Source organism: Roseateles sp. P5_E8, assembly GCF_054177665.1.
Genome location: NZ_JBGCUM010000014.1, coordinates 1 through 12576 on the forward strand (window position 1 = coordinate 1; position 12576 = coordinate 12576).

Consider the following 12576-nt stretch of genomic DNA (forward strand, 5'->3'; position numbering starts at 1 on the left):
GGGGCTGGAACGGCTTCGTGCACTTCCAGCGGCGCAAGCTGCACGTGTCCAGCGCTCTGCAAGGTCTGCCTATTGGCATTCGTCCCAGAAGTGGATGCGATGGCGTGCATGACGTGTACTTCTGCCATCAGCGCTTCACCCAGTTCGACCTGCGTGAGCCGCTGTTGGACACTTGAGAAGGTGTTACCCATGTCCTGGCACGGGTGTTACCCATGTCTCCGGTCTATACAGCGCCGCAGAAGAAAGTTACCCGCCCGCCGGGGCGGACTCCCGGCGCGATGCACCGAGCGAAAAGGAACATCGCCAAACAGCCTCAACTTCACCCGAAATGCGCATCGTCAGAGAGCGGGAATCGGGGTCACGGGGATCGAAATGTTGGGGTTCACTGCGTTCACTCCAATCTGCTCGCTCAACATACGAGCAACCCAGCCTCCACGACATCGGTTTCGCGCAGTTGGAATCCGAGGTCCTGCTTGGGGCAGATTTCTAAGCCGTCGCGCTGGATGTGAACGTCAACCAAAACATACTTCTCGGCATCTCCTTTCGAAAAGTACCTGAAGTACTTTGGTGGATCGGCGGCGATGATGCGAACTCCGAGAACGTTGAACGCCTGCTCAAACAAAGCGCCGAGCGTCTCGCCCTCCAGTTGCACGCCTGGATAGGTGACGATCTCTGATAGATCAGGACCCATGTCCCAACGCGGAAACTCGTGTGAGTGAAAAGTCGGCATACAGAAATTCAACGGCTAACGCGAGAAATCGAGAGGCGTGAATCTACCCTTCTCACCTCGCCTCGTGCACATGCACCATAAGCAGGGTCTATTGCCAACGGACGTGCACGACCTTGTAGCCCTTCGCCTTCAACGCCTGCAACAAAAACGGCATCGCCCTCGCCGTCTGATCCTGCGCGTCATGCAGCAGCACGATGCCACCGCCGCTCTTGGCCAACTCGCCCAGCAGCTTGTCCGCCAGCATCTGCGGCGTCTGGTCGGGTAGCCAGTCTTCGGCACCGGCGTCGATGGACATGACGGTGATGGCGCGGTCGGCCAGTGCCTTCAGCAGCGTGGGCGTTTCCTCCAGGAAGGGGAAGCGATAGGCCGCCGGCTCGGCGCCCAGCGCCGCGCGGTACACGGCCACCATCGCGTCGAGGTCGGCCTGCTGCGTGGCCGGTGGCAGTTGCGAGAAATGCTCGTGCCGATAGCCGTGCATGCCCACCGTGTGACCAGCATCGCGCACCTGGCGCGCCAGCGCCGAATGCTGCTGCATCGGCTCGCCGTTCATGAAGAAGCTGGCCTTCACGCATTGGTCGGCCAGCGCCTTCAACACCAGCGGTGTGGACTCCGGCCGCGGGCCGTCGTCAAAGGTCAGCACGACCTCGCCCGGCGCCAACGTCGGCAGCGCGGCGTGCTGGGCCTTGCCCCAGGCCGCGCCCTCGCGCTTGAGTGTCAGCGTGCGTGACGTGCCCAGCACGTCGGGCCCGCAGGCGGGCGCGGAGACGGCCGTGGCCAGCACCATGCTCATCAGCAGCCCCATCAGTGGCCACCCGCCGGGGCGGCCTGCCCGCTGAACTCGTCGGCCTCCTCGTGGTCATGCGGGAAGGGTGCCAGCCAGGCCAGGATGACCGGCGGGACGGAGAAGACCAGCACCCAGCCGAAGAAGCTCAGATAGTTGTGGTCGACGGCATTCCACATGAAGCCGCTGACGGTGCCGGTGCCCCATTTGGTGAGCGCCATGACACCGGTGGCCATCGCGTAATGGGCCATGCGGAAGGGCCCCGGGGCGATCTGCTGCATCATGTAAAGCATGTGGCCCACCGAGCCCATGCCGAAGCCGAACTTCTCGATGGAGACGATGACGGCGATGGTGATCGTGTCGGTCGGCATCGTCTGCGCGAGGTAGAAGTAGGTCAGGTGCGGGATGTTGAGCACCAGGGCCAGCGTGAAGAAGCTGCGGGGCAGCGTGCGCTTCGCGACCAGAAAGCCGCCCAGGAAGGCGCCGGCGATGAAGGTCAGCGTGCCCACGGTACCGTTGATGTGGCCCAGGGATTCGTTGTCCATGCCCAGGCCGCCGGCGGCGCGCGTGTCCAGCAGGAACAGCGGACCGAACTTCTCGATGAAGCCYTCGCCGAAGCGGTAGAAGAAGATGACGGCCAGCATCATCCAGATCTGCGGCTTCTTGAAGAAGGTGATCCAGGCCTCGGCCGTGGCCTGCATGCCGACGCCCAGCCCCTGGCCGTGCAGCGCCGAGGGCGAGCCCGGCGGCAGCACGCGCACGTGATAGATGCCGAAGATAGCCATCGCGGCCGCCGCCATGGACACGACGATGACCCAGCACTGCACCCAGCTCATGCCCATGTGGTTGTGCAGATAACCCGTGAGCGACACGAACAGGCCCGAGCCGATGACGGCGCCCATGTTCCAGCACATGCCCTGCAGGCCGGAGTAGCGCGCTTGGTCGGTCTTGGAGACGGTCGTCATGAAGACGCCGTCGGCGCAGGTGTCCTGCGTGGCGGAGGCAAAACCGACGAGCCAGAAGAAGGCCAGCGACAGTTTGAAAAAGCCTTCCAGCGGCAGGCACAGCGCCACGAGGCCGAGGCCGGCGGCCATCGTGAACTCCATGCTGATGACCCAGAAGCGCTTGCTGCGATAGGCCTCCAGCAGCGGCGCCCACAGGGGCTTGAGCACCCAGGGCAGGTACATCTGCGAGGTGTAGAGGGCGATGTCCTCGTTGGAGACGCCCAGGTTCTTGTAGATGATGGCCGCGACGACGCCGACCATCACATTGGGCAAGCCCATGGCCAGGTAGAGCGAGGGCACCCACGTGAGCGGGTGGCGGTAGGTCTGAGTCATGGTGTGGTGGCCTTCTTGCTGCCGTTGAGGAGGGCGAGGACTTCGATGGCCTCTTTGCCGGATTGCAGGGCTTGCAGCGCAGCGCGCGCGCGTTCTGTGCCTTCGCCGCCATGCGGATTGCTTGCCAGTGACTGCAGGGGGCGCAAGGCTTTGTCGCGGTCACCGGCTTCGAGGTGTACGGCGGCGGCCAGGACGGCGTAGTCGGAGACCTGAGGCTCGAGCACGCTGGCCGCTTCGGCGGCGTTGCTGAGGCTGGCGCTGGGACCCTTGCCGTGGAGTACGCGGGCCAGTTGATAGAGCGTTGGCGCGTCGTTGCGGCGCTGTTTGTAGGCGGCGATCAGGAAGCCGCGTGCCTGGTCCAGCGCCTGAGTTCGATCCGCGCCCTCCGAAAGTGCCGCTTCGGCCTGCCAAGCCCAGCCGAGCAGGCGGTTGGCTTCAAACGGTGCGTCGTCGCGCGACGCCCAGGGCGCCAGGATCTGCAGCGCGTGATCCGCGTTGCCATGGCGGATCTCGGCGTAGGCCAGGGCCCAACGCATCACGTCGGGCGCGCGCTCGCCGCCGGCCCGGCTGACGTTCTCACGCAGACGCTTCAGTGCGGCCTTGCCTACCTCTTCCGCAGGCTCCGCCCGGACCACCAGGCTGTCGAACTCCGCCTCGGCCTCGGCCAGCGGAAGGGTCGTGACGCGCACCTCGACGGCAGGCAGCAGGCTCTGGGGCATCTTGAGCGCAAACATGTTGACCCGGTAGCGGCGCAACTCGTCGTTGAGCTGACTCACGGCAATGCCGGTGGCGGGCTCGAATGCGGCGACGGCATCCTCACCGGATGCAACGCGGCGGAAGTACTCGTTGAAACGCTGGATGCGGGTGCTGTCAGCCAGCATGTAGTGAGTCAACAGCCATGCCTGCGCATAGAAGACGTAGACGTTGCCGACGTCTCGCTCTCCCGTTGGCTTGACGACCGGCTTCAGGAGCTTCTCGGCGTCGATCCAGCGCTCCCTGTCCAGCACCCCCGAACCCAGGCTGCCAGCGCCGATTGCCAACCCGTCGGCATCCATGTATGTGGCGGCGAAAAACTCGGCAAAGCCTTCGACGTACCACATGGGATAGCCCACGCGGGCGTACTGGTACATCAGGCGGTGCGCGTACTCGTGATGGATCACTTTGCCGGAGTAGTCGGACCGGCCCTGGTTCAACCAGATCGAGGCCAGCGCCAGCGCACCATCGCGCCTCAGCAAGAAGACACCGGCGACCTCTTCCGGTGTACCCGGGAAGAAGCTGGCGACGACGTTGCCCTCTTTCATGACCATCTCGAAGGGCGGCCGTTTCAGGCCCTGGCCCTCGGTCACGCCCAGCGTCACCAGCATGGCGGCATGAAGTCGCTCCAGGTTCTGGACCCGCCGCAGGACCTCCGGCCCAGAGGCAAGAGCCAGCACGCGGAAATGCGGCGACTCAGCGCGCTGCCATTGCGCGGCACGGGCCGGCGCCACACCGAGGGACAGCGCGGCCAGCAGCAGCGTCAGCGCCACCCAGTGCGCCAGTGCGGCGGTACGCAGTCCGGTCATGGCATCGTGGCCTTCTTGCTGCCGTTCAGCAGAGCGAGGACTTCGGAGACCTCTCGGTTGGATTGCAGGGCTTGCAGCGCGGCGCGGGCTCGCTCGGTGCCCTCGCCGCCGTGCGGGTTGCCGGCCAGCGACTGCAACGCCGGCAGGGCCTTGTCGCGGTCGCCGGCTTCCAGGTGGACCGTCACGGCCAGGTAGGCGTAGTCGAGCACCTGCGGGTCGAGCATGCTGGCCGTTTCGGCGGCGTTGCTGAGGCTGGCGCTGGGGCCCTTGCTGTAGAGCACGCGGGCCAGTTGGTAGAGGGTGGGTGCGTCGGTGCGTCGCTGCTTGTAGGCCGCCATCAGGAAGATGCGCGCCTGTTCCAGCGCCTGCGTGCGCTCGGCGCCACTGGACGAGGCAGCCGCCGTCTGCCAGGCCCAGCCGAGCAGGCGGTTGGCCTCGAAAGGCGTGTCGCTGCGCTGCGCCCAGGGCGCGAGGATGTCCAGCGCCCGGTCGGCATCGCCGTAGCGAATCTCGCCATAGGCCAGAGCCCAGCGCATGCTGTCGGGCGCGCGCTCGCCACCGGCCTTGGCGACGCGTTCGCGCAGCCGCTCCAGCACGGCCTTGCCATAGGCCGCCTCCGGGCGGCCGTTGATGATCATGGCGTCGAGCTCGGCCTCGCCTTGCTCGCGAGTCAGCTCGGTGATGCGCACCTCGGCCGGCGGGCCGACGGGGTACTCGCTGGCGTAGATCTCACCCTCGGTGAAGTAGGAACGCAGCACGTTGTTGAGCCGGGTCAGCGGGATGCCCGTGGCCGGTTCGAAGGCGGTGAGTGGGTCTTCCCCAGCCGCGATGCGGCGGAAGTAGTCGCTGAAGCGTTGCTTGCGGGCCGGATCCTTCAGCACGTAGTGCGTCAGCAGCCAGGACTGCGCGTAGAAGCTGGCGAAGTAGCGATCGTCGGCCTCTTTCTGGCCCGTCGCCCGGAAGCTGGGCTTGAGCAATTGCTCCGGGCTCAGCCAGGCACGGTCGTTCAGGACAGCGGTCGTGGACATGTTGGTTGCACCGACGACGACGCTGCCGCTGCCGATGCGCGAGGACGCGAAAAACTCGGCGAACCCTTCGACGAACCAGGCCGGATAGGCGCCACGCGCGTACTGGGCCTGCACGCGGTGGGCGTATTCGTGAAAGATCACGCCGCCCGAGTAGTCCTCGCGCCAGGGCGCGTTGACGGCAAAGGCCACAGAGCCGTCGACGCCGGCCATGAAGACACCGGCGAAGTTCCGTTGCCGTAAATGGGGCACGGCCTGGCCAATGATGTCGGGGTCGTTGCTGAGGACCATGGGAAAGGGCGAGCGCGCCAGCTTCTCGTCCACGCGCAGTGCCATCAACGTCGCCTCGTGCAGCCGCTCCAGATCCTGCAGCTTGCGGATGGCATCGGCCTTGGAGATGCTGGTCAGCACCCGGAAGTGCTTGCTCTCGGCGCGCAGCCAGTCCGCAGCCGCCCGGGCCGGCGCGGCGACTACCGACAGCCCGACCAGCAGCAGCACGAGCGCCCTCTTTTTCCAGCTTGTCATCATCGCCTCCGGTTCGGTGGTTTCCTATCGGGACGTCGATGGCCGCTCAGACGGCGTCAACGCCTGCAACGCCGCCGACACATAGACCAGCGGCGCGTTCCAGTTGATGGCGATCTCGTTGCTGGCATAGCTGCAGAAGTGGTCGATGTAGGCCAGCGCGGGCAGTGCCGACGGGTAGGCGGGGCATTGCTTCTGGTCCTGCCGGCCGGGGTTGGGGCCGCCGACCAGGAAGCCGGGCACGGGCGCGTCCACGCCATCGGCCTCGGATGGCCGGTGGTGGGGATGCAGCGCCGGGCGCTGGCCGAAGCCGGTCACATAGCTCTGGCCCAGCGGGTTGCGGCCCAGCACGTAGTCCAGCACGGCCTGCGCGGCATCCAGCTGCGCGCGGTCGTTGCTGACGCGGTAGGCCTGGACGAGCATCAGCGCCTGGTTCAGCGCGTGGGCATTGCTGCCCCAGACGAAGTCGGTCTTGCTCTCCATCGTCACGCGGTAGGCCGAGGCTTTCCAGGTGGCGGCGAGTTCGTCGCCGAAGCCGCGCACGCGCTTCGTCACGAGGTCGGCATCGGCCTTGGTGAGCTTGCTGCGGTGCTGGGCCAGGCTGGCCCACGCCAGGCCGGCGACGTCGCCCCAGCCGGGCACGCGGATGGCCAGCTTGTCCAGGTCCGGCCGGTAGCGCGCCTCGCCGGTGGTGATGAACAGTTCGGCGCCGGCCCAGGCGAATTCGTCGTCGAGCTTGTCGTCGCCATAGCCGCCGGTGCGGATGTCCGGCGGCTGGCGATAGACCTCCTTCGGATGGGCCTGCGCCCAGCCCCAGGCACGCTCGGCGGCGGCGCGCATGCGGGCCGACAACCCCGGCCGCTGCGCCTCGAAGGCCGCGAACACGCGGCTGGCCTGGGCCATGACGGCGGCGAAGTCCAGCGCGGCGGCAGTGCCCTTCTGCACGACGTAGCGCTCGCCCTTGGCGTCGGCCGGCATGACGACGCCGTCGAAGCCCTTGTTGGTGAGCTTGTGATAGACCCCGCCATCCGCCGGGTCCTGCATGGACAGCATCCACTCCAGGTTCCACAGCGCCTCGTCGAGCAGGTCAGGCATGGCATCGCCGCTTTCGGGGATGCGCAGATCCTGGGTCTTGAAGAAGGCCGGGAAATGCTCGTACGCGGCCAGCATCGTGTAGACGGTGATGCCGGAGTTGACGATGTATTTGTTGTAGTCGCCCGCGTCGTACCAGCCCTTGGGGGCGCTGATGACGGTGCCCTCGGGCCGGCTCGCGCTGGCCGCCGAGGCGTGCACGAGGACCTTGTCGTCGGCATGCCCCGCCGGTCGGGCCCAGCGGCCGGCGTGCTGGGCCAGCAGCGGCGTGCTGGCGCGGTTGAAATAGAAGGCCTTGATGAACGCGGCGTTGACGGCGGCATAGGCGTCGGCCGCGATGACGAAAGGCGGCGAGTCGGGCAGACCGTCGATGTGCAGGCGGTAGCGGCCCGGTGCTTTCAGCGCGGAGAAGTCGGCCAGCCGCACGTCCTGGCCGGCGGGCTCCCAGCGCGCCGCGGCACCAAGTTGGCCGCGCAGCAGGGTGCGGCCGGTGTCAGCGTCAACCACGGTGAAAGCCCCGGCCTCGACTGCTGGGAGGGCCGCCAGCTTGGCCGCGCCGGGCAGGTAGCCGACCTGGTTGACGGCGATCTCGCCGGTTTGAACCTGAGCGTGAGCCACGCTGGCAGCCAGCAGGCCGGCGCAAAGAATCTGTCGGTTCATGGGGTGACGATCCAATTGATGTTGTCCACCGCACCGTTGTCCCCACGGGCTTGCAGGCGGTTGCGGCCGGGCCGCAGGATAACGCTGTCCCATTGAGCGATACCGCCTTGCACGGCCTGTGCGGGCAGGTCGACGCCGTTGATGCTGAGCACGGCGCTGCGGCCGTTTGCGTACGCCTTGATTTGCACGGGACCGGCAGCACGCGGCGTGGCGCGGCGGCTGGCGATGTGCATGACGGGCTGACGGCTCCACTGCGCCTGGTAGTAGAGGAAGGCGTCCTTGCGCGTCTGGCGGTCGTAGCTCACCAGGCCCTTGTCGTTGATGCCGGGGCGGTCGCCTTCGTTGCGTCCGGCCGAGGCGAGGTCGAAGCCGACCCAGACGAAGCTGCCCCACAGCCAGGGCCGCGCGGCGATCTGCGGCCAGTAGGCCTCGTGGAACAACGCCTGGTATTGCTCGGGGTGCCAGCGGTCGGTCGGCTTGGGGCGCACGGGCGGGTCCTGCTGGTGCAGTGCGCTGGCGCCGGCTCCGTACTCGGCCACCGACATCGGGCGGGCGGGCAGCGCGGCACGAGCGCGGTCCGCCCAGGGGCCGAAGTCGCTGAACTGGCCGTCGTACCAGCCGTAGTAACGGTTGAAGCCGATGACATCGGTCTGCCGCGCCATCGCATGATCGTCAGCGGCGCAGCAGTGGGCGTAGGCCGTCGCCCGCGTCGGGTCGAGTTCGTGGGCCAGGCGGCTCATATCGGCCAGCAGCTTGACGATCGGTTCGTCCGACCGGTAGACCTCGTTGCCCACGCCCCAGATCACGACGGACGGGTGGTGCTGGTTCTGCTTGACCAGCTCGCGCATCTGCTGGGCGAGGTTGGCGCGGAAGTCCTCGCCCTCGTCCATCGCCGAGTTCAGCGGGATCTCGGTCCAGGTCAGCAGGCCGGCGCGGTCGGCGTTGTCGTAGGCGCGCTGCGGGTGCTGGAAGTGGACGAAGCGCAGGCCAGTCACGCCGAGTTCGTTCAGGATGTGGAAGTCCTCGTCGATCTGCGCGTCGCTGACGGCCAGGCCCTGGCCCGGGCGGCCGCTGTGGAACAGGTTGACGCCGTGCACCGCATGCGGCCGGCCGTTCAGCAGCAGGCCGCGTTGCGGGTCGATCTGCACGCTACGAATGCCAACCGGCAGGGTCAGTGTGTCCAGCACGTCGGTGCCGTCGCGCAGCTCGGCGATCAGCGTGTAGAGGGGGGGGGCGGCCGGGCCTTGCCAGAGGTGAGGCTTGGTCAGCGTCCAGGGCTGCTCGGCGACGACGGTGCTGTCAGGTGCGGCTTGCACAGCCTGCTGGCCTTGCGCCACGACGCGACCGGTGGCGTCGCGCAGGCTGAGGGTTAGCGAAAGGCGCCGGGCCTCGCCGCCGTCGTTGCGCACGCGGGCGCGCAGCGCCAGTTGGGCACGCTCGGCGCTGACCTCGGTGGCCGACACGTAGACGCCCGGTCCGCCGTCGTCGAGCAGGTCGAAGTGGGCGGCAGGCACGGCCACCAGCTTAACGCCGCGGTAGAGGCCGCCGAAGACGGTGAAGTCTCCGCCCAGCGGCGCGACGTGCTTCGCCGTGGCGTTGTCCACGCGCACGGCGATCTGGTTGCGGCCGACGCGCAGCCAGCGAGTGATGTCGATGCGAAAGGCCGCATAGCCGCCGTCGTGCTGGCCGGCGCGCTGGCCGTTGACCCAGACCTCGGCTCGCAGTGCGGCGCCGTCGAACTGCAGGAAGTGGCGCAGCACCGAGGCCGGCAGCTGCAGCTCGCGGCGGTACCAGCCCGGGCCGCGGTAGTAGGCGCCACCGGCCTCGCCGTCGCTGCCGTTCCAGGTGTGCGGCAGGCGCACCGCCGCCCAGGTGGAGTCATCGAAGTCGTTGCCGCTCGCGCCGGCCGCATCGGCGCGCAGGAAGCGCCAGCCGTCGTCCAGCGCGGTGACCTGCCGCGACGCCGATGCGTAGCCGCCGACAACCAGCAGCAGCGCCAGGAGCAGCGGCTTGACGAGGCTCATGGCTTTTGCACGACGACCTTGCCGCGCAGGCCGGTGGGCTGGGCCGGGTCGGACTGGATCATCACCGTCAGCTGCCGCGTCGTCGCGCCCTGCGGCAGCAGCACCGAGAACTCGCCCAGCGCGTCCGTCGTCTTCTCGCCCAGCTTCACGCCGGCCAGCCACACCTGGGCCTTGCCGGCCAGTTCGCGGAAGACGAGGCGGGCGCGGCCGTCGTTGAGGTCGGCGCGCAGGCGCAGGTCGGTGCGGTACAGGCGCCAGGCCGGCACCTCGGCGGCCTGCTTGATCGGCACCTCGCCCCAGCCCCAGGTGTTCATGTCGTTGTCGGCGAGCTGGACGTTGGGGTCAGGTTGTGCGGCTTGCGCGGGCGAAATGCGCCAGTACAGCAGCTGCGTCACTGGTTCGGCGGGGCCGACCGCCAGTGGTGCGGCCGCGGCCTGAACGGCAAGGGTGGTCTCGGCAGGCTGGATCCCGTCGGCCAATGCGCGCAGCTTCACTTCACCGCTGCCCGCGCGCCGGCTTTGCAAGATGACCTGGGCCAGGCCGTTGTAGAGGCTGCGCTCGGGGGCCTTCTCGGACTCATGCGAGTTCGGGTCGCCATTGCCCACGCCGATGATGCTGGCCGCGCCGCTCAGCTCGAAGCGCACCTTGAGGTTTGCCGTAGGCACCGGCCGGCCTTGGGCGTCAAGGGCGCTGACGGTGACGGGCAACGCGTCCAGGCCGTCGCCGGCCAGCGCCTTGCGGTCGGGCGTCAGCAGCAGACGCACGGGCGCGCCGCTGGTCTCGACCACGTCGCGGGCGATCTCCGCGCCGCCCTTCAGCGCGACAGCCTCCAGCTTGCCCGGCGCGTAGGCCACGTCGAAGGTGACCATCTCGAAGGGGTCGACATCGCGCTCGTCCACCACCTTGCCGTTCAGCAGCAGGCGCACACGCGGCGCATTGCTCAGCACCATGACGCGCTGCTTCTGGCCCTCCTGCCCCGGCCAGTTCCAGTGCGGCGCAATCTTGACGACCGGCTGCTCCTCGACCTTCACCCACTGCGCGCGGTGTAGCCAAAAGGCCGTCTTGGCAAAGCCGCACAAGTCCATCGCGCCGAAGAAGGAGCCGGCGCTGGGCCACTCGAAGGGTGTGGGCTCGCCTCGGTAGTCGAAGCCGGTCCAGAGGAAGCCGCCGGCGATGAAGGGCCGCTCGGCGATTGCCTTCCAGGCCTGGCGATGCGTGTTGCCCCAGTAGGCGGCCTCGCTGTCATCCGACGCCATGATGTTGCGGGCGCGGTCGCTCTTGAACTCGCCGCGCGACATGAAGGCGGAGGTGTCTTCCGAGCTGGTCAGCGGCAGCTTGGGGTTGGCCTTGTGGAAGCGGTCGTAGTCATTGATCTGGTAGTTGAAGCCGACCACGTCGACGGCCTGCGACACGTTGATGTCGGCGAACAGGCCGCCGTTCATCGCCGCCGTCACGGGGCGGGTGGGGTCCAGCGCCTTCACGGCAGACACCATGCGGCGCACCATCTCGTAGCCCACCTCGGTGCCCTGCATGGGCTCCTCGTTGAAGACCGACCACAGGATGACGCTGGGGTGGTTGCGGTCGCGCTTCACCAGCCAGGTGAGCTGCTGCATGTAGTCAGGCGACGGATTGAAATTGCGGTTCTCGTCCATGACGAGAAAGCCCACGCGGTCGGCCAGGTCGAGCACCTCGGCGGCCGGCGCGTTGTGCGAGAAGCGGATGGCGTTGACGCCCATGTCCTTGAGCCGCCGCAGCCGAAATTCCCAGATGGCCTCCGGCACCGCGACGCCGACACCGGCGTGGTCCTGGTGGATGCAGACGCCTTGCAGCTTGACGTGCTGGCCGTTCAGGAAGAAGCCGTGGTCGGCGTCGAAGCGGAGGGTGCGGAAGCCGGTTTTGATCTCGGCTTCGTCCAGCGTCTGGCCCGCAGTCAAGCGGGCGCGCACGCGGTAGAGCTTCGGGGCTTGCAGCGTCCAGAGTTTGGGTTGCGCGACGGCGAGCTGCAGCTTGGCGGTACTCGTGCCCAGCGCCTGCACGCGCACCTTGCTGCGTGAACGGGCCACCTCCTTGCCGGCCGGGTCTATCAACGTCACCTCGACCTCGGCGTCCTGGGCTGCTTTGCCGCTGCTGTTCACCTCGATCTCGACCGGCAGCGACCAGCGCTTGCCGTCCGCGCTGACCGGGTTGGCATGGATGCCGTCGGTGGCGATGTGCACGGCGTTGCGCTTGACGAGCCAGGTGTGGCGGTAGATGCCGGCGCCCTCGTACCACCAGCCTTCCATCGCGTCGGCGTCCACGCGCACGGCGATGTTGTTCACGTCCTCGCCGTAGCGCAGATAGGGCGTGATGTCGATGTTGCGTCCGTTGTAGCCCGACCAGTTGCGGTTGACGACGTTGCCGTTGACCCAGACGGTGCTGTGGGTGGCGATGGCGTCGAACTGCAGCTCGATGTGGCGGCCTCGGTCCGTGACGGGCAACTGGAAGTAGCGCCGATACCAGCCGACGCCGCGTTCGCGGTAGCCCTGGGAAAGGTTCTCGTTGGGGTTGAAACCGCCCTCGACGGCCCAGTCGTGCGGCAGGTCCAGGCGGCGCCAGCCGGAGTCGTCGAAGCCGGTCGCCGCAGCGCCTGGGGCACTGCCCGCCTTGGCGCTGTTGTACGAAGCGCCGTGGCCCTTGATGGGCGGCGCGGGCACGTCGCCCTTGTGGAAGAGCCAGTCCTGGTCGAGCGACAGGCGCTCGCGTGGGGCGGCCTGAGCAACGCTGGCGACTGCCAGCAACACCATCAACAGAACGCGACGCCAGGCCATGGTCTCTCCATCAAAAGCAATGAGCCGGTGGGCGCG

General features: G+C 67.7%; 8 protein-coding genes. All 8 read right to left on the reverse strand.

Features of this window, described 5'->3' with window-relative positions; all coding sequences use genetic code 11:
- Positions 1–409: 409 nt before the first annotated feature.
- The gene (locus ACXRVZ_RS10570; RefSeq protein WP_457427928.1) at positions 410–730 is read right to left on the reverse strand and encodes a hypothetical protein; all 321 of its coding nucleotides are present in this window, start codon (positions 728–730) and stop codon (positions 410–412) included.
- Positions 731–818: 88 nt separating this feature from the next.
- Positions 819–1520, reverse strand: a complete 702-nt coding sequence (locus ACXRVZ_RS10575; protein WP_457427926.1) for a polysaccharide deacetylase family protein — start codon at positions 1518–1520, stop codon at positions 819–821.
- 11 nt (positions 1521–1531) lie between these two features.
- Positions 1532–2848, reverse strand: coding sequence for an MFS transporter (locus ACXRVZ_RS10580; RefSeq protein WP_457427924.1), 1317 nt, complete (start codon positions 2846–2848; stop codon positions 1532–1534).
- Positions 2845–4374: a DUF1570 domain-containing protein gene (locus ACXRVZ_RS10585; protein ID WP_457427922.1), complete on the reverse strand. Its 1530-nt coding sequence runs from the start codon at positions 4372–4374 to the stop codon at positions 2845–2847. The genes ACXRVZ_RS10580 and ACXRVZ_RS10585 overlap by 4 nt, the downstream gene beginning before the upstream one ends.
- Positions 4375–4406: 32 nt before the next feature.
- Entirely contained in the window at positions 4407–5960 is a 1554-nt protein-coding gene (locus ACXRVZ_RS10590; protein ID WP_457427920.1) for a DUF1570 domain-containing protein, read from the reverse strand.
- 24 nt (positions 5961–5984) lie between these two features.
- Positions 5985–7709 carry a glycoside hydrolase family 9 protein gene (locus ACXRVZ_RS10595; protein ID WP_457427918.1) on the reverse strand — a complete coding sequence of 575 codons (1725 nt, stop codon included), beginning with the start codon at positions 7707–7709 and terminating at the stop codon, positions 5985–5987.
- Positions 7706–9733, reverse strand: a complete 2028-nt coding sequence (locus tag ACXRVZ_RS10600; RefSeq protein WP_457427916.1) for a glycoside hydrolase family 2 protein — start codon at positions 9731–9733, stop codon at positions 7706–7708. The genes ACXRVZ_RS10595 and ACXRVZ_RS10600 overlap by 4 nt, the downstream gene beginning before the upstream one ends.
- Positions 9730–12540 (reverse strand): beta-galactosidase GalA, encoded by a 2811-nt coding sequence (gene galA / locus ACXRVZ_RS10605; protein WP_457427914.1) that lies wholly within the window; start codon positions 12538–12540, stop codon positions 9730–9732. The genes ACXRVZ_RS10600 and galA overlap by 4 nt, the downstream gene beginning before the upstream one ends.
- Positions 12541–12576 lie beyond the last annotated feature (36 nt).

What these genes read in the sequence shown, in the direction of transcription:
- ACXRVZ_RS10595 (WP_457427918.1), bottom strand. Translation starts at nt 7,709, where the DNA reads ATGAACCGACAGATTCTTTGCGCCGGCCTGCTGGCTGCCAGCGTGGCT.
- ACXRVZ_RS10575 (WP_457427926.1), bottom strand. Translation starts at nt 1,520, where the DNA reads ATGAGCATGGTGCTGGCCACGGCCGTCTCCGCGCCCGCCTGCGGGCCC.
- ACXRVZ_RS10590 (WP_457427920.1), bottom strand. Translation starts at nt 5,960, where the DNA reads ATGACAAGCTGGAAAAAGAGGGCGCTCGTGCTGCTGCTGGTCGGGCTG.
- ACXRVZ_RS10570 (WP_457427928.1), bottom strand. Translation starts at nt 730, where the DNA reads ATGCCGACTTTTCACTCACACGAGTTTCCGCGTTGGGACATGGGTCCT.
- galA (WP_457427914.1), bottom strand. Translation starts at nt 12,540, where the DNA reads ATGGCCTGGCGTCGCGTTCTGTTGATGGTGTTGCTGGCAGTCGCCAGC.
- ACXRVZ_RS10600 (WP_457427916.1), bottom strand. Translation starts at nt 9,733, where the DNA reads ATGAGCCTCGTCAAGCCGCTGCTCCTGGCGCTGCTGCTGGTTGTCGGC.